Here is a 16,600-nt window from a genome sequence, read left to right as displayed (position 1 = left end):
GGCAATATTGACCGAAGTACTGATGAACGCGCCTGGAGGGCCGGTGGAGAACGCTTCACCGGCCCTCACCTTTTGAGTATCCGACACCCTCTCGAAAAAATCTTGCGCCGCTGCTATAAAAATCATTCGCGGGCGGCATGAGGCCAATAATGGGCGTGTTCGATTTCCTGAAAAAAGATGTGGTGGAAAAGGTGAAGGTGCCCGCGCTGGCTGCCAGCGTGGTCATCAATTCGAAGACCTATCCCATCAACAACATGGCGGCCAACAGCTTTACCGCCACGGGGGCCGCCGGCCTCGGCCAGGGGACGAGCTTCAAGATGAAGGTCGCCTTCAAGGACAGCAAAGAGAACATCGCCTTCATCTGCGACGGCCAAGTGGCCGCCATTATTGGCAAGGACGCCAAGATCACCTTCGTCAACCTGGACGAGGCGCGGCGCCTGAAGGTCGCGGGCTTCCTGACGCGCTACCTGCGTTCCCGCTGAGCGGGCTCCAGGAACGGGCAAATACCAGTAAAATTTTAAATAATTCCCGTTAATAGCTTTTTCATCACTTGCGATGCCGACTCCCCAGCCGGGGTTGATCGATGGTATTCTCAAGTGATGCGGCTCTCTTCTGTCCCGCTTCCGGCTTTCCTGGCGACAGCCATTTCGGCTGCGGCGCCCCTGCATGCGCAGACCGCGCCGGCCACGCCCACGCAGTGGATGGTGCGCCCCACCCCGCCGCATGACGGGCTCAAGCTGGCGCAGCCCCAGGCGGGCCACTTGGGCGCCGGCCCCTACGACCCCAGCCCGCCGCCGGCCGTGGCCCTGCCCCTGCCGCCGCGCTATACCCAGCCGCGCATCGTCTATGCCTTCGCCGGCCCGGCGTCGCGCATGATGACGGTGTCGCGCGAGCTGTCGGACGCCTGCCGGCGCGGCCGCTTCATCCAGCGCGTCGACATGCTGTACCGCGCCTTCGGCCCCAAGGAGAACCCACTGGGCGTGGCCTATGGCACCTGGGCCATCAACCTGGTGGACCCCGACCGCAAGCGCGAGGCCGGCACGGTCTATTTCTTCGACAAGCAAGATACGGCCCGCTGCACCGTCTACACCGCCCGGCAGGACGTGCTGCTGCCCTGGTACTACGGACCCGGCGGCGGCTACGGCAAGGACCCGGCCGCGCCGAATCCTGCCGCCAACGGCGTCACTCCGGTCTCGGCCCCCGCGCCCCAGGCCCCCTAAGTCGCTGGTTTCCATAGGATCAAGCCCTGGTTTGACCCCGCGGGTTGCGGTAGGCGCACCCCCCCACCCCATATGCAGCGCTTCCCCCCGGGGCGGGGGCCCTTTATATAAGCGGCTCAGCCGAACAATCCCCCGCGCCACCATTCCAGGGCGGGGGATTGTTTTGTGTGGCCGGAGTCTGGAGCCCCCGTCGGGTTGGGCCGGACTGACCGGACGGTAGAATTCAAAAAATGGCGGCTGACCCTCATGCCTAAACGCACAGACATCAAGTCCATCTGCATCATCGGCGCCGGCCCGATCATCATCGGCCAGGCTTGCGAATTCGATTATTCCGGTGTGCAGGCGTGCAAGGCGCTGAAGGAAGAGGGGTACCGGGTCATCCTGGTCAACTCCAACCCCGCCACCATCATGACCGACCCGGGCCTGGCCGACGCCACCTACGTCGAGCCCATCACCCCCGCCATCGTCGCCAAGATCCTGGAGAAGGAACGCCCCGACGCCCTGCTGCCCACCATGGGCGGCCAGACGGCGCTGAACACGGCGCTGAAGCTGTTCCACGACGGCACGCTGGATCGGCTGGGGGTCAAGCTGATCGGCGCCAAGGCCGACGTCATCGAGAAGGCGGAGGACCGCCTGCTGTTCCGTGACGCCATGGACAAGATCGGCCTGGAAAGCCCCAAGTCGCGCATGGTGAAGTCGGAGGCCGAGGCCGCCGACGCCCTGGCCTATGTCGGCCTGCCCGCCATCATCCGCCCCAGCTTCACCCTGGCCGGCACCGGCGGCGGCATCGCCTACAACAAGGCGGAATACGTCGACATCGTCCGCGGCGGCCTGCGCGCCAGCCCGGTGGGCGAGGTCCTGGTCGAGGAATCGGTCCTGGGCTGGAAGGAGTATGAGATGGAGGTTGTGCGCGACTGCCGCGACAACTGCATCATCATCTGCTCCATCGAAAACATCGACCCCATGGGCATCCACACCGGTGACAGCGTCACCGTGGCGCCCGCGCTGACGCTGACCGACAAGGAATACCAGCTGATGCGCAACGCCTCGATCGCCGTGCTGCGCGAGATCGGGGTCGACACCGGCGGGTCCAACGTCCAGTTCGCCGTGAACCCGGAGAACGGCCGCGTCGTCGTCATCGAGATGAACCCGCGCGTCAGCCGCTCGTCCGCGCTGGCGTCCAAGGCCACCGGCTTCCCCATCGCCAAGATCGCCGCCAAGCTGGCCGTGGGCTATACCCTGGACGAGCTGGACAACGACATCACCGGGTCCACGCCGGCCAGCTTCGAGCCGACGATCGATTATGTCGTCACCAAGATGCCGCGCTTCGCGTTCGAGAAGTTCCCCGGCGCCGACGCCCTGCTGACCACGTCCATGAAGTCGGTGGGCGAGGCCATGTCCATCGGCCGCAGCTTCGCCGAATCGGTGCAGAAGGCCCTGCGCTCCATGGAAACCGGGCTGACCGGCTTCGACGAGGTGGATCTGACCGGCGGCACCGGCGTGGTCGATCCGCTGAAGATCCGGGCCGCCCTGTCCAAGCCCACGCACGACCGCATCCTGGTCATTGCCCAGGCCTTCCGCCATGGCCTGACGGTGGAGGAAATCCACGCCGCCTGCCGTGTCGACCCCTGGTTCCTGCGCCAGATCGAAGAGGTCGTGCAGGCTGAGGCCGGTGTGAAGGCCGCCGTCCAGAAGGGGGGCTTGGCCGCCCTGACCCAGCGCGACTTCGCCAAGCTGAAGGCCCAGGGTTTCTCCGACGCCCGCCTGGCCACCCTGACCGGCGCCACCGAGGCCGCCGTGGCCGCAGCCCGCCGGGGCTTCAACATCCGCCCGGTGTTCAAGCGCATCGATACCTGCGCCGCCGAATTCGCCAGCAAGACGCCCTACATGTACTCCACGTACGAGGGTGACGGCAGCGTGGCCGGCGAGTGCGAATCCGAGCCGACGGACAAGAAGAAGGTTGTCATCCTGGGCGGCGGTCCCAACCGCATCGGCCAGGGCATCGAGTTCGACTATTGCTGCGTCCATGCCGTCTACGCCCTGCGCGAGGCCGGCTATGAGACCATCATGGTCAACTGCAACCCCGAGACCGTCTCCACCGACTACGACACCGCCGATCGCCTGTACTTCGAGCCGCTGACGGCCGAGGACGTGATCGAGCTGGTGCGGACGGAGCAGGCCAACGGCGAGGTGCTGGGCGTCATCGTGCAGCTGGGCGGCCAGACGCCGCTGAAGCTGGCCCGCGACCTGGAAGAGGCCGGCATCCCCATCCTGGGCACCAGCCCGGACGCCATCGACCTGGCCGAGGACCGCGAGCGTTTCCAGCAGTTGCTGCACAAGCTGAACCTGCGCCAGCCGGCCAACGGCCTGGCCCGCTCCCTGGAAGAGGCGGAGAAGGTGGCGGAGCAGATCGGCTTCCCCGTCGTCATCCGCCCGTCCTATGTGCTGGGCGGCCGCGCCATGGAGATCGTCCATGACCAGGCCGGCCTGAAGCGCTACATGGGCAACGCCGTGAAGGTGTCGGGCAAGAACCCCGTGCTGATCGACAGCTACCTTCAGGACGCCATCGAGGTGGATGTGGACGCCGTCTGCGACGGCACCCAGGTCTACGTCGCCGGCGTGATGGAGCACATCGAGGAAGCCGGTATCCATTCCGGCGACAGCGCCTGCGCCCTGCCCCCTTACACCTTGCCCAAGCCGGTGGTGGACGAGCTGTCCCGCCAGGCCGAGGCCCTGGCCCACGGCCTGAACGTCGTCGGCCTGATGAACATCCAGTTCGCCATCAAGGCGAATCCGGACGGCAACGGCCCGGCCGGCCAGGACATCTACATCCTGGAAGTGAACCCGCGCGCCTCGCGCACCGTGCCCTTCGTCGCCAAGGCCACCGGCACCGCCATCGCCAAGATCGCCGCCCGCGTCATGGCCGGCGAAAAATTGGCTGACTTCAAGCTGGGCGGCGCCTTCCCGTCGCACACGGCGGTGAAGGAGGCGGTGTTCCCCTTCAACCGTTTCCCCGGCGTCGACATCCTGCTGGGGCCGGAGATGCGGTCCACCGGTGAGGTCATGGGCCTGGATCCCAACTTCGCCATGGCTTTCGCCAAGGCCCAGCTGGGCGCCGGCGTGACCCTGCCGACCACCGGCACGGTGTTCATTTCGGTTCGGGAACGAGACAAGCCGCACCTGGTTCCGGTGGCCCGTCGCCTGGTCGACATGGGCTTCAGGATCGTCGCCACCTGCGGCACCGCCAAGGTGCTGTCGGCGGCCGGCATCCCCGTCAGCCAGATCAACAAGGTGCTGGAAGGCCAGCCCCACATCGTCGACGCCATGATCGACGGTGAGGTGCAGCTGGTGTTCAACACCACGGAAGGCGCACAAGCCGTCTCCGACAGCTTCAGCTTGCGCCGCACCGCACTCGTCAATAACATTCCCTATTACACGACGGTCGCGGGGGCCCGCGCCGCCGTGGACGCCATCTCGGCGCTGCGCACCGGCAGCCTTGAGGTTGCGCCGCTTCAGTCCTATCTGAGCGGGACTTACTAACCTGCGGGTGATCGATCGACCAGGGGATGACGGCCGACCGGCCGCCATCCCGGGATCAAGATCACCCTCGGGAGGGTTTCTCGTTGTCGCGATGCGGCCCCTCGGGGCTCGCCCCAGGGCAAGATCCCCTGGGTTCTGAGTAACGGAATATCGAAGGCTATGGAAAAAATCCCGATGACGTTTGCGGGTTACACCCGCCTCCAGGAAGAACTGAAGCATCTGAAGGTCATCGAGCGGCCGGCCGTGATCAAGGCCATCGCCGAGGCGCGCGAGCACGGCGACCTGTCGGAAAACGCGGAGTACCATGCCGCCCGTGAGCGCCAGAGCTTCATCGAAGGCCGCGTCATGGAGCTGGAAGACAAGATCAGCCGGGCCGAGGTGATCGACGTCAGCAAGCTGACCGGCAATGCCGTGAAGTTCGGGGCCACCATCCGTTTGGCGGATGAGGACACGGACGAGGAGTCCACCTACCAGATCGTGGGCGCCGACGAGAGCGACATCAAGAACGGCTTCCTGTCGATCACCAGCCCGCTGGCGCGTGCGCTGATCGGCAAGCATGTCGGCGACAATGTCGAGGTGACCACGCCCGGCGGCTCCAAGAGCTACGAGATCGTGGAAATCGCCTTCCGCTGACGCGGAACTCCCGCGCTGAAAAGAAAGGCCCCCGCTGGACGATCCGGCGGGGGCCTTTCTTTATGGCTATCGGCAGGACCGAAAGACGGGGCTTATTCCTCGTCTTCCTCGTCGTCCAGGACCTCAGGGCCCACGTCGACGTCGATGGGAACGCCGGGGGTATACTTGGACTGGCGGATGGCCAGGGCCGACTTCACGTGGCTGACGTTGGGGGCCGCGGTCAGCTTGGTCGTCAGGAAGCGCTGGTAGCTGTCCCAGTCCGCGGCCACGATCTTCAGCAGGAAGTCGGTTTCGCCGGCCAGCATGCTGCATTCCCGAACCTCGGGCCAGCTGTTGACCATGCCTTCGAACTTCTTCAGGTCCGCTTCCGCCTGGGAAGACAGGCCCACCTGCGCGAACACCGTGACGCCAAAGCCCAGGGCCTCGGGGTTGATGTCCGCATGGTAGCCCCGGATGAAGCCCGCCTCTTCCAGCGCGCGGACGCGCCGCAGGCAGGGGGGCGCAGAAATGCCGGCCCGCCGGGCGAGTTCCACGTTGGTCATTCGGCCGTCCGCCTGCAAGTCGCGCAGGATACGCCGATCAATTCGGTCGAGTTTGACCCGCCGCATGGTATTGTCTTGTGCTCCCGGGAGGGGTGGGGTTGAAAGGATATTACATAGATTGCCCGCCGCCCCCAGGCAAGAAAGATTGTTGCGCGCGAAACGGTCCCATCCTTTGGTGTTGCGCGGTACACTGGCGCCATGAACGCCCAGAGCCCAATTGCGGCCCCCGCCGCCGCCCCAGCCCCACAGCCCGCAACCCCGCCCACCTGCTGGGTTTTATCCGATGGCAAGGCCGGCATGGAAAACCAGTGCCTGGGCCTGGCGGAGGCCGTGGGCGCCACGCCGACGGTCAAGCGCATCCGCCTTCAGACGCCCTGGCGCCAGCTCAGCCCCTACCTGCCGCTGAGCCTCAACCACGGCCTCACCCCCGACTCCGACACCCTGGCGCCGCCCTGGCCGGATCTGCTGATCACCTCCGGCCGGCAGGCGGTGGGCGCCGCCCTGGCCATTCGCCGGCGAAGTGCCGGTGGGGGGAATGGGCGCCGCACTTTCTGCGTCCACATCCAGAACCCAGGCGTGCCCTTCGGCTGGCTGGACCTGGTGGTCATGCCGGCCCATGACCGCAAGACCGGGCCCAACGTGATGGAGAGCCTGGGCGCCCTGCACCGGGTGACGGCGGGGCGCCTGGCGGCGGAGGCGGCCAAGTTCGCGCCCCTGCTGGATCACCTGCCCCGCCCGCGCGTGGCCGTGCTGGTGGGTGGCTCCAACGGTGTCTACCAGCTGACGCCGGCAGTGACCGCGCAGTTGGCCGACCGGCTGGCCGCCCTTGCCCGCCAGGGTTTGGGGCTGATGGTGACGCCCTCGCGCCGCACGGGAGCTGAAAACGAAGCGGTGCTGCGCCAGCACCTGCAGGGATTGCCAGCCGTGGTCTGGGACGGTGCCGGCGCCAACCCCTATTTCGGCTATCTGGGCCTGGCCGACGCCGTGCTGTGCACCGGCGACAGCGTGTCCATGGTGTCGGAGGCGGCCAGCACCGGCAAACCCGTCTATGTCATCGCCCTGGAAGGCAAGTCGGCCAAGTTCGACCGATTCCACCAGCTGATGGTGGAGCGCGGCGTCACCCGCCCCTTCACCGGCGCGGTGGAAAACTGGACGCCCACGCCCCTGGACGACACGCCCCGCGTGGCGGCCGAGGTGCTGCGGCGCATGGCCGCCCGGCACTGAAACCCCGACGGGGCGCGGGGACGCAGCCCGTGCTATGGTGGGCCTGTCCATTGCTGGGGTGGGCCAATCGCGTGGTACCGGCATTGACCCCGATGCGCCGCCGCCCCATCTGGGGTGAGGTATTTGCGAGCCAGTCTCAGCAAGAACGATTCTAACGTACGATCCAACCCCGGTGCCCATCAGGCGCCAGCCTTGGAAGAAGCAGGACCATGATCGGCACCCCCGCCACCTCCTCCCCCGCGACGGTCCCGGGCCGCGCCATCGACCTGGACGCCTTTCGCGCCACCCCCCTGTCCCACGACCCCTTCGACCACCTGATCATCCCCGGCTTCGTGCGCGCGGAGGCGCGCGAGGCCATCCACCGCGATTTCCCCGAGATCGAGCAGGCCGGCAGCTTCCCCTCGCGGGAGCTTAACTTTGGCCCGGCCTTCGCAGCGCTGCTGGAGGAAATTCAGGGCCCGGCCATGACGGCGGCGTTCGAGGAGAAGTTCGGAATCGACCTGACCGGGCATCCCACCATGGTGACGGTGCGCGGCCGGGCCAAGGCCCAGGACGGCCAGATCCACGTGGATAGCAAGAGCAAGATCATCACCGTCCTGCTCTACATGAACCCGTCCTGGGAAACGTCGGACGGTCGCCTGCGCCTGCTGCGCGGGCCGGAAAGCCTGGATAACGCGGTGACCGAGATCCCACCGGCCGAGGGCACCCTGTTGGCCTTCCTCAACGGTCCCAACGCCTGGCACGGCCACACCAGCTTCGTCGGCCCGCGCCGCGTCATCCAGCTGAACTGGGTCCAGGATGACGGCGTGGTGAAGCGGGAACAATTCCGCCACGCCCTATCGGCCAAGATGAAGCGCCTGAACCCCTTCCGCTGAATCTGTGAAAACGGCCCATCTGCCCGTATAACGCCCTGATGTGTCACCGCCGGCCTGCTTGAGGGCCGGCGGTTCCCTTGTCATTTGGACCCGTCCATGCCCCTCAAGATCGAAACCTTCAGCAACGTCACCGGCGGCAGCAGCTATTTCAAGGCCATCGGCCATCCGCTGGCGGCGGAACCGGCCCAGGCGCTGCTCGCCGATCTGCGGGCCGCCGGCCGGGTCGCCGTCTACGATCCGCTGAACATGCTGGAGCCGTTCGACGAGATTCACCACCTCAGTGGTGTCGACGTGGCGGCGGTCTACGCCCAGAACGTGGACAAGATCGGCGAACCGCTGCTGGGTCGACCGGCCCAGCCGGTGACCGCTCTGGCCGGTACCGAGGTGGACGCCGTGTTCGTGGCGGCCTTCGACGCCGATCGCCTGGTGACCCATATCCAGCACCTGATCCCCGCGGGTGCCAAGGTCTACTCCCTGGACCCGCTGAAGCTGCCGGCCGACCTGCTGACCGACCGCCGCACCTATCTGGCGCCCCTGAATTTCGCCACCAACTACGCCTTCTTCCGCGATGGCGCCGGCCACCACACCCGGGTGGTCACGGCCAACTACTGGTCCAGCTACGGCGCCGCCGAGCCCTATCTGTGGCTCTGCCTGTTCGGCGAGCACGGCCAGGTGCTGGCGCGCTGGACCCAGGAGCTGCCGGGCGCCGACGGCACCGTGGTCATCGACAGCGCGGCTGTGCGCAAAAAGTTCGACCTGCCGGAATTCACGGGCCAGCTGTTCATCCATGTGGTGGGCGCCGCCGGCCACGATGTGGTGAAGTACGCGCTGGACACTTATGGCGACACCGCCGACACCCTGTCTTGTACCCATGATGCCAACGCCTGGCCGTCGGACTTCTACGCCGGCCTGCCCGCCCCGCGCGCGGATGAGCGCGTGATCCTGTGGGTGCAGAACAGCCACCCCTGCCCCATCCCCGCCGGGGCCGTGGCCCTGAACCTCATGGGCCATGACACGGCGGTGGAACTGGACCGCGAGGTGCCGCCTTACGCCACCTTCGCCCTGGACGTGGCGAGCCTGCTGCCCGACGCCCGCTGGCCACAGCAGGTGGAAATCCGCGCCGGCAAGCACTTCGTCCGCCCCCGCTACGAGGTCATCCGCACCGACGCCGCCGGCGCCACCCGCCACCGCATCGCCCACCCGAACGTGGAACGCGTGGACCTGAAGCCGGACCCCAAGCTGGCCACCCTGACCAACCTGATGGGCAAGGGCTTCATCCTGCCCGCCCCCATCTTCCCGGCCGGCCGCTTCCGCACCATCGCCCTGCCCACCCCGATGGGCACCACGCAAGATCACCTGCCGCTGACCGCCATCGTCTATGACGCCGACGGCACGGAAGTGGCGCGCCGCGACCTGGGCCGCCTGCCGCGCGACCATGAGACGGTGTTCGAGGCGGCCGACATCCTGGATGGCAGGAGCCTGCCCTCCGGCTATGGCCATCTGGAGCTGATCTACGACTTCGCCGCCGGCGAGAACGACGCCGACGGCTGGCTGCACGCCCTGTTCCGCTATGAGGACGGTGTCAGCGGCCACGCGGCGGAGACCAGCTTCGGCGCCCATATGTTCAACACGGTGCTGACTTATAAGAACGAGCCGCAGTCCTATTCCGGCCGGGCGCCGGGCCTGTCCACCCGCCTGTTCCTGCGCACCGGCATGGCGGCCGACGTGGATACGCTGTGCCACCTGATCTACCCGGCCAGCACGCCGTGGAACGCACGCTCCAACACCGCCTTGATCCTGATGACCAAGGATGGGGAGGAGGTCGCCCGCCGCACGGTGACCATCGCCTGCTCCGGCAGTTTCCACTTCCGCGTGGGCCAGACCTTCACCAGCAGTGAGGTCAAGGAAGCGGGCCGCGACGCCTATGTCCTGATTCGCGACACCACCTGCCGCCTGTTCGGCTATCACGGCCTGATCCGCGACGGCGCGAATGGAGCCTTCGCGCTGGATCATATGTTCGGGTTCTAAAACCACGATGCGCTTTGAAAGCGCATCAGATTGCCGTTCACCCTCTCTTCGTGATACAAACGATGATCATGAAGAGAGGGACTGACCGCCATGCCTCGGGCAAGCGTTGACGACAACGGCCGGTTCTCGATGGATATTCCACCGCTGGAGAAGGCGCGCCTTGTCCGGGCGGCCGCGCTGGAACACACGACCCTCAAGGATTTCCTGCTTCGCAATTCGTTGCGGGCGGCGGACTTGGTGATCGAACGCGCGGAACGGATCGCGCTATCGGAGCGTGACACCCGGAAGGTACTTGACCTCCTGGACAATCCGCGTGAGCCCAATCCGCATATGGTCGCCATCTTGAAGGACCGGCAGGCCAAGTGACCGGGCTTCCAGCTTGGCGCGAAGAGGCCATCGATAAAAAGCACGACCGCAAGGGCTTTGACTGCGGACAGACGGACCTCAATCTCTTCATCGCTCAATACGCCCGCCAGTCGCATGAGAATGGCGCGGCGAAGACCTATTGCGCGATCAAGGCAACCGACGGAAAGACCATTCTCGGCTTCTACACCATCAGCCCGGGCCATGTGGATTTGCACCAGGTACCCCTCGCCGCCCGGCCGAGCGGCGGGGGCCGTTATGCATTAGGTGGCTTTCGCCTCGCGCGCTTGGCCGTGGCCAAGGCCCATCAGGGCCGGAGTCTGGGCGGCCACCTGCTGGCATGTGCGATGGAACGCTGCATGCTTGTTTCGGCCCAGGTGGGCGGCACCGCCCTGCTGATTGACGCCAAGGACGCAGCGGCGGCGGCGTGGTACGCCCGTTATGGCGCCCTGCCGCTGGACGACCAGCCGCTTTCCCTTGTCATGTCCTACGCGGAATACAACAAAGCTCGTGTCGCCGCCGGACTGCCACCGTTGTAGGCAGCGCGGGGCCCTGCAAGCCCCCTGAACCGGGAAGCCCCCGCCCTTACTGCGCGCTGGCGCTCTGCTTCGGCAGGTTGCCCACGGCTTCCAGCACCTGCGCCTCGGTCAGGATCTGCGGCCAGACGTCCGGCTCGGCCTGGCCGGGGCGGTAGAATAGGTAAAGGGGCACGCCGCTGCGGCCGTGGGCCTGCAGCACGCGGGTGATTTCGGCGTCGCGGTTGGTCCAATCGCCCTTCAGCAGGGCTACGTTGTGGCCCTTCAGCGCCTGGTGCACCGTGTCGCTGGATAGGGCCACGCGCTCGTTCACCAGGCAGGTGATGCACCAGGCGGCGGTGAAGTCCACCAGCACCGGCCGGCCGTCGGCGCGCAGCTTGTCCAGGGTGGCCGGGGAGAAGGCCTCGAACCCGTCGGTCATCGCCACAGCCTTGCCGCCCGCCGCCGGCGCAGCGTTGCCCCCCGCCTGCGGCACCACGGCCGCCACCGCCAGCACCAGGGCCACCAGGGCCGCCAGGGCGCCGCCGCGCCGGCCCCAGCCCTCGGCATAATGCGTGACGCCATAGAGCCAGGCGGCAAAGCCCACCAGCACCAGGCCGACCAGGATGCCGGTCATGCCGGGCGCCCCCACCTGCACCGCGAACACCCAGACCAGCCAGGCGGCGGAGCCGTACAGGGGGAAGGCCAGCACCTGCTTCAGCCGCTCCATCCACGCGCCGGGCTTGGGCAGGTGGCGCAGCAGCCATGGGCTGCAGGCCAGCGCCAGGAAGGGCAAGGCCATGCCGAAGCCCAGCGCCAGGAAGACAGCCAGCGCCACATACCAGGGCTGGACCAGGGCGTAGCCTACGGCCGCCCCCATGAAGGGCGCCGTGCACGGCGTGGCGACGACGGAGGCCAGCACGCCGGTGAAGAAGGAGCCGGCATAGCCGTCCCCCTGGGTCAGCCCCTGCCCCACACCCATGAACTGGTCGCCCACGGTGAAGACGCCCGACATGCTGAGGCCCAGCAGCAGCATGACATAGGCCAGCACCGCCACCACCAGGGGGGACTGCAGCTGGAAGCCCCAGCCGATCTCCTGCCCACCGGCGCGCAAGGCCATCAGTACGATGGCGATGGCGGCGAAGCAAGCCAGCACGCCCGCGGTGTAGACCAGGCCGTGCAGCCGGGCGTGAGCGCCCTGGTGGCGCACCAGGGCCATGGCCTTCATCGACAGCACGGGGAAGACGCAGGGCATCAGGTTCAGGACCATGCCCCCCAGGCAGGCGAACAGCACGGCCTGCCACAGGGGCAGGACGGGCGCGTTGCCGGTGTCCGCCGCCACGCCACCGCCGGCCGGCGCAGCCCCCACGCCATCGGCGGGGATGGCGATGGCCAGCGCCTGGGTGGTGGGCTGGCCGTTCACCAGTTCCGTCACCTCCAGGATGCCATTTACCGGGCCGGGCGTGGCGCGGCCGGTAGGTTTCAGGGTCAGGGTCAGGCCGTCCTTGGTGACGGCCAGCTGCTGCGGCGCGCCCGCCTCCACCAGGTCGGGGTTCTCGGCGAAGAAGTAGGCGTCCTTGACCTGGTCTGCCGTCAGGCCGGGGGCGGCCAAGCGCACGGTGACGGCGGTCTTGGTGGCGCTAACGCTGGCGGCGTAGGGGCTGGGCACCGGCAGGGCCGCCCGCGCCTCCGCGAACAGCGGTGCCACGGCCGGGTCGGGGGTACCGCCGGCGCCCCCTGAGGCAGCGACCGGCACCTCCAGGGTCAGGGTGGCGTCCTCGGGCACGCAGACGTCGGCGCAGATCAGCCAGTTGGCGGCGGCCGTCAGGGTGACGGTGTCGCCCGGCTTGGCATCGGCCGGCACGTCCAGGCGGGCCAGCACGCGGGTGGCCTTTTCATAGCCGTAGTTGACCAGCGGGCCGGTGGTGAAACGGTGCGGGGCCGGGAAGTTCAGCGGACCGGCCTTCCAGCCGGTCGGCAGGGTCCAGTTGACCTCTGTCGGCAGGCCCGAGTCGCCAGGATTGATCCAATAGGTATGCCAGCCATCCTGCAGCTTCTGGTCCAGCGCCACCCACAGCGGCTGGCCCGGAACGGCGGGGCCCTCCGCCACCAGCTGGCTGACGGTGTGCTCGGTCTGTACCGGGGCGGCCGACGCGGACGCGGCCGTGAAGCCGGCGAGCGCCACGAGATACACCGCCCATTTCCTGAAACCGCCCATCACCGCCGCCGTCTTCCATCGTTCATCCGCAAACCCTTCCCCCTCATGTAGTGCATGAGGGCGGCTGCCGCCATGGGGGAATGGCCGCACCCTTGACGCCCCCCAGCCCCCACACCTTCGCAGGGCTGCATGGTCTTATCTGTGACGTCTGGCGTTGAGCCCAGGGCCGCTTGCCGGTATCGTCCCGCGTCTGAGAGAAACATCACGCCTGCCCCACCATATCTAGAGGGCGGCGAGGGCCCGGCCCCCAATCAAGAGGGTCCCCTTCCCTGCCAGGAACAGTTCCCATGACCACCCATCGCACCAAGGTCCTGATCATCGGCGGCGGCCCCGCCGGCTACACCGCCGGCATCTATGCCGCCCGCGCCAACCTCCAGCCCATCCTGGTCCAGGGCATGCAGCCGGGCGGCCAGCTGATGATCACCACGGAGGTGGAGAACTACCCGGGCTTCGCCCAGGCGGTGCAGGGCCCCGACCTGATGGAGCAGATGCGCCAGCAGGCGGAGCATGTGGGCACCACCCTGGTCTACGACGTCATCACCTCCGTCGACTTCAGCCAGCGCCCCTTCGTTGCCAAGGCCGACAGCGGCGACGAGTTCGTGGCCGACACCGTCATCATCGCCACCGGCGCCCAGGCGCGCTGGCTGGGCGTGGCCGGTGAGCAGGAATTCCAGGGCGCCGGTGTCTCGGCCTGCGCCACCTGCGACGGCTTCTTCTTCCGGGGCAAGGAGGTGGCGGTCATCGGCGGCGGCAACACCGCCCTGGAAGAGGCGCTGTACCTGACCCACCACGCGTCCAAGGTCACCCTGATCCACCGCCGAGACGCCTTCCGGGGTGAGAAGATCCTGCACGACCGCGTCTTCGCCAACCCGAAGATCGAGGTGCTGTGGAACCACAAGGTGGACCGGGTGCTGGGCAAGGGCGGGGCGGCCGACGGCGGCTTCGACCTCAACAACCCCAAGCAGGTCACCGGCCTGGCGCTCAGCAACACCGTCACCGGCGAGGGGCGTGAGTTGCCGCTGGACGGCGTGTTCGTCGCCATCGGCCACGACCCCGCCACGGCCATCTTCAAGGGCCATGTCGAGATGGACGACGAGGGCTACGTCATCACCGCCCCGGACAGCACCCGCACCAACGTGCCCGGCGTGTTCGCGGCCGGCGACGTGAAGGACAAGATCTTCCGCCAGGCCGTCACCGCCGCCGGCATGGGCTGCATGGCGGCACTGGAGGCCGAGCGCTTCCTGGGCGGCCATTGAGCCGCCCGCGGCCCCTCCCGAGTCACCGAAGCGGGCGCCGCCGTCTTGGTACGGCGGTGCCCTTCTTTGTACTAATTCGCGGTATCCATTCGGGAATTCGCCACCGGGGCGTTGCCAAAACGGCACGATGCGGTGCTAAAATGCCTTATCAGTCTATGGCCTAACCGTGTGGACACCCACAATCGGTAGCGTCTTGGACAAGCTGGGTATATATTCTTTGCATGGCGGCCCGCTTGAGGCCGTCATTTCCGACGGTCCCGCCCTGCGGGGCCGCAACGTCTTTGACGCATAAGGACCGGGAATGGACTGGGACAAGCTTCGCGTTTTCCACGCGGTGGCGGAGGCCGGCAGCTTCACGCATGCTGGCGAGACCCTGAACCTCAGCCAATCGGCCGTCAGCCGGCAGATCAGCGCGCTGGAGGAAAGCCTCCACGTGCCGCTGTTTCATCGCCACGCCCGCGGCCTGATCCTCACCGAACAGGGCGAGCTGCTGTACCGCACCGCCCGCGAGGTGTTCGCCAAGCTGTCCATGACAGAGGCGATGCTCTCGGAAAGCAAGGAGCACCCGAAGGGCCCGCTCAAGGTGACGACCACCGTCGCCTTCGGTTCCACGTGGCTGACCCCGCGCATCCGGGAATTCCTGTCGATCTACCCCGACGTGCAGCTGACCCTGCTGCTGGACGATAACGAGCTGGACCTGTCCATGCGTGAGGCGGACATCGCCATCCGCATGGTGCCGCCGCGCCAGCCCGACCTGATCCAGCGCCACCTGATGACGGTGCGCACGCACCTCTACGGTCATCGCACCTATCTGGAGAAGCGCGGCACCCCGGAAACGGTGGAGGAGTTGCAGAAGCACGACCTCATCGCCTATCCGTCCGACGCCAAGGCGCCGGTGCCCAACATCAACTGGCTGCTGGCCCTGGGTGATCCGCCGGGCGGCGAGCGCGACACCATCTTCCGCGTCAACAGCCTGTACGCCCTGTACAAGGCGGTGGAGAGCGGCCTGGGCATCGCGGCCATCCCCGACTACATCATTTCCGAGAGCAACCCTGACCTGGTCCGCATCCTGCCGGACGTGACGGGCCCACGCATCGACGCCTACTTCGTCTATGCCGAGGAATTGCGCCATTCCAAGCGCATCGCGGTCTTCCGCGACTTCCTGGTGAAGAAGGTCGCCGAAACATTCCCCGCGACGCATGCGCCCACCGCATAGCTGAGACGGCTAATCACCCCTTTAAACGGGGCATCAAAAGATTAAATATTGGCCATCGGATGTTGCGACGCAGCATCCGATGTTTCCTCCAGGATGCCCGTCCTGGAGTGGGCCTTCGGGCCCAACGTCTCCCAGACGTGAAGCCTCCCTGTTCAACTCGCCGGTAAGTCATCGACTTACCGGCAGTTTTTTTACTTGGTGGTTGCGAAGTACCCCGTTGGGGTTACTCCCAGGATAACTGCGACGCGCAGGCCTGGGCTCTCTGGTTTTATCTGCCTGATCCATTCCAGCCGTCGCGCATTCCATGCCGGGATGAGGACGGGTCATTGCCGTTTTGCGTCCCGTCCGGGCTCAAATGTTATAGCCCCATCGACTTGCGACGCTCATGTAGAACGTAAGGATGGGAGACGAGAATGACTGGACCTGCCACCCGGGGCGCGACCTCAATCTCCCGCTTCCCTTTACAAATCCAGAATTCGACCTTGCGCCTCCTGCATGACTATTGGGACATCCTGCGCGGCGACCGCGCCTTTCCCAACAGTTCCGAGGTCGAGGTGGTGGATCTGCCAGTCTCGCCCGGCGGCGTCATGCTGGTGGACGTGGCGCCCAACCAGATGGCCTTCACCCTGCACTGGGTGGGCACCGACTATGTTTTGTGGCTGCGCCGCGAGTCCACCGGCCTGCAGCTGGAGGATCTGCCCCCCTCCCCTAACACCGTGCCCTTCGCCCAGATGTTGCGCCGGTCCGCCGACAACGGCCTGCCCCAGACCCGCAGCCTGCCGGCCATCCCCTCCATGACCGTTCCCGCCGCCGAACTGGTGGTGCTGCCCCTGGGTGGGCCGGATGGGAAGGTTTCCCGCCTATTGGTCGGCTGCGCCTTTGACCGCAAGCGCCGGGGTCTGCAGGTCGTCGGCTGAATCGCTTTTTTTTGCGCCGCAGCTGGTAGCGCTAACGGCCTTAAAAACGGCCA

General features: G+C 66.8%; 14 protein-coding genes. 12 read left to right on the top strand and 2 right to left on the bottom strand.

Features of this window, described 5'->3' with window-relative positions; genetic code table 11:
* Window positions 1-149: 149 nt before the first annotated feature.
* From FBZ88_RS12005 to greA, 4 genes are all read left to right on the top strand, one after another.
* Entirely contained in the window at window positions 150-482 is a 333-nt protein-coding gene (locus FBZ88_RS12005) for a hypothetical protein (RefSeq protein ID WP_145617117.1), read from the top strand.
* 117 nt (window positions 483-599) lie between these two features.
* Window positions 600-1,220, top strand: coding sequence for a hypothetical protein (locus tag FBZ88_RS12000; protein ID WP_145617116.1), 621 nt, complete (start codon window positions 600-602; stop codon window positions 1,218-1,220).
* Between the two features lie 246 nt (window positions 1,221-1,466).
* A complete protein-coding gene (gene carB / locus FBZ88_RS11995) occupies window positions 1,467-4,760 on the top strand; it encodes a carbamoyl-phosphate synthase large subunit (protein ID WP_145617114.1) in 3,294 nt (1,097 codons plus the stop codon).
* Between the two features lie 159 nt (window positions 4,761-4,919).
* Complete coding sequence (gene greA, locus FBZ88_RS11990; protein WP_145617113.1) at window positions 4,920-5,393, top strand: transcription elongation factor GreA; 474 nt, start codon at window positions 4,920-4,922, stop codon at window positions 5,391-5,393.
* Window positions 5,394-5,485: 92 nt separating this feature from the next.
* On the opposite strand, the gene FBZ88_RS11985 is transcribed toward greA, so the two are convergent.
* Window positions 5,486-6,001 carry an Lrp/AsnC family transcriptional regulator gene (locus FBZ88_RS11985; RefSeq protein ID WP_145617111.1) on the bottom strand — a complete coding sequence of 172 codons (516 nt, stop codon included), beginning with the start codon at window positions 5,999-6,001 and terminating at the stop codon, window positions 5,486-5,488.
* 231 nt (window positions 6,002-6,232) lie between these two features.
* Here FBZ88_RS11985 and FBZ88_RS11980 point away from each other — a divergent pair, with 231 nt between their 5' ends.
* The 5 genes from FBZ88_RS11980 (at window position 6,233) to FBZ88_RS11960 (ending at window position 10,964) form a co-directional block, all read left to right on the top strand.
* Entirely contained in the window at window positions 6,233-7,159 is a 927-nt protein-coding gene (locus FBZ88_RS11980) for a mitochondrial fission ELM1 family protein (RefSeq protein WP_145617110.1), read from the top strand.
* A gap of 209 nt (window positions 7,160-7,368) precedes the next feature.
* On the top strand, window positions 7,369-8,034 hold the full coding sequence (locus FBZ88_RS11975) for a 2OG-Fe(II) oxygenase family protein (protein WP_145617108.1): 666 nt from the start codon (window positions 7,369-7,371) through the stop codon (window positions 8,032-8,034).
* Between the two features lie 96 nt (window positions 8,035-8,130).
* Window positions 8,131-10,062 carry a hypothetical protein gene (locus FBZ88_RS11970; protein WP_145617105.1) on the top strand — a complete coding sequence of 644 codons (1,932 nt, stop codon included), beginning with the start codon at window positions 8,131-8,133 and terminating at the stop codon, window positions 10,060-10,062.
* 90 nt (window positions 10,063-10,152) lie between these two features.
* A complete protein-coding gene (locus FBZ88_RS11965; protein ID WP_145617103.1) occupies window positions 10,153-10,428 on the top strand; it encodes a type II toxin-antitoxin system TacA family antitoxin in 276 nt (91 codons plus the stop codon).
* Window positions 10,425-10,964 (top strand): GNAT family N-acetyltransferase, encoded by a 540-nt coding sequence (locus tag FBZ88_RS11960; protein WP_145617101.1) that lies wholly within the window; start codon window positions 10,425-10,427, stop codon window positions 10,962-10,964. The genes FBZ88_RS11965 and FBZ88_RS11960 overlap by 4 nt, the downstream gene beginning before the upstream one ends.
* 46 nt (window positions 10,965-11,010) lie before the next feature.
* Here the strand turns inward: FBZ88_RS11960 and FBZ88_RS11955 are convergent, their stop codons facing one another.
* Window positions 11,011-13,134, bottom strand: coding sequence for a protein-disulfide reductase DsbD family protein (locus FBZ88_RS11955; protein WP_211102625.1), 2,124 nt, complete (start codon window positions 13,132-13,134; stop codon window positions 11,011-11,013).
* A gap of 311 nt (window positions 13,135-13,445) precedes the next feature.
* Between FBZ88_RS11955 and trxB the strand changes: the two genes are divergently transcribed.
* From trxB to FBZ88_RS11940, 3 genes are all read left to right on the top strand, one after another.
* The gene (gene trxB / locus FBZ88_RS11950) at window positions 13,446-14,414 is read left to right on the top strand and encodes a thioredoxin-disulfide reductase (RefSeq protein WP_145617097.1); all 969 of its coding nucleotides are present in this window, start codon (window positions 13,446-13,448) and stop codon (window positions 14,412-14,414) included.
* 301 nt (window positions 14,415-14,715) lie between these two features.
* The gene (locus tag FBZ88_RS11945) at window positions 14,716-15,630 is read left to right on the top strand and encodes a LysR family transcriptional regulator (RefSeq protein ID WP_145617095.1); all 915 of its coding nucleotides are present in this window, start codon (window positions 14,716-14,718) and stop codon (window positions 15,628-15,630) included.
* Window positions 15,631-16,043: 413 nt separating this feature from the next.
* A complete protein-coding gene (locus tag FBZ88_RS11940; protein WP_211102624.1) occupies window positions 16,044-16,547 on the top strand; it encodes a PAS domain-containing protein in 504 nt (167 codons plus the stop codon).
* Window positions 16,548-16,600 lie beyond the last annotated feature (53 nt).

This window comes from Nitrospirillum bahiense, from assembly GCF_007828025.1.
Taxonomy (GTDB): domain Bacteria; phylum Pseudomonadota; class Alphaproteobacteria; order Azospirillales; family Azospirillaceae; genus Nitrospirillum; species Nitrospirillum amazonense.
This window is presented reverse-complemented; position numbering and strand designations above follow the sequence as displayed.

Coding starts and splice junctions, on each gene's coding strand:
- FBZ88_RS11970 (WP_145617105.1), top strand. CDS start 8,131: ATGCCCCTCAAGATCGAAACCTTCAGCAACGTCACCGGCGGCAGCAGC.
- trxB (WP_145617097.1), top strand. CDS start 13,446: ATGACCACCCATCGCACCAAGGTCCTGATCATCGGCGGCGGCCCCGCC.
- FBZ88_RS11940 (WP_211102624.1), top strand. CDS start 16,044: ATGACTGGACCTGCCACCCGGGGCGCGACCTCAATCTCCCGCTTCCCT.
- FBZ88_RS12000 (WP_145617116.1), top strand. CDS start 600: ATGCGGCTCTCTTCTGTCCCGCTTCCGGCTTTCCTGGCGACAGCCATT.
- carB (WP_145617114.1), top strand. CDS start 1,467: ATGCCTAAACGCACAGACATCAAGTCCATCTGCATCATCGGCGCCGGC.
- FBZ88_RS11965 (WP_145617103.1), top strand. CDS start 10,153: ATGCCTCGGGCAAGCGTTGACGACAACGGCCGGTTCTCGATGGATATT.
- FBZ88_RS11975 (WP_145617108.1), top strand. CDS start 7,369: ATGATCGGCACCCCCGCCACCTCCTCCCCCGCGACGGTCCCGGGCCGC.
- FBZ88_RS11980 (WP_145617110.1), top strand. CDS start 6,233: ATGGAAAACCAGTGCCTGGGCCTGGCGGAGGCCGTGGGCGCCACGCCG.
- greA (WP_145617113.1), top strand. CDS start 4,920: ATGGAAAAAATCCCGATGACGTTTGCGGGTTACACCCGCCTCCAGGAA.
- FBZ88_RS12005 (WP_145617117.1), top strand. CDS start 150: ATGGGCGTGTTCGATTTCCTGAAAAAAGATGTGGTGGAAAAGGTGAAG.
- FBZ88_RS11945 (WP_145617095.1), top strand. CDS start 14,716: ATGGACTGGGACAAGCTTCGCGTTTTCCACGCGGTGGCGGAGGCCGGC.
- FBZ88_RS11985 (WP_145617111.1), bottom strand. CDS start 6,001: ATGCGGCGGGTCAAACTCGACCGAATTGATCGGCGTATCCTGCGCGAC.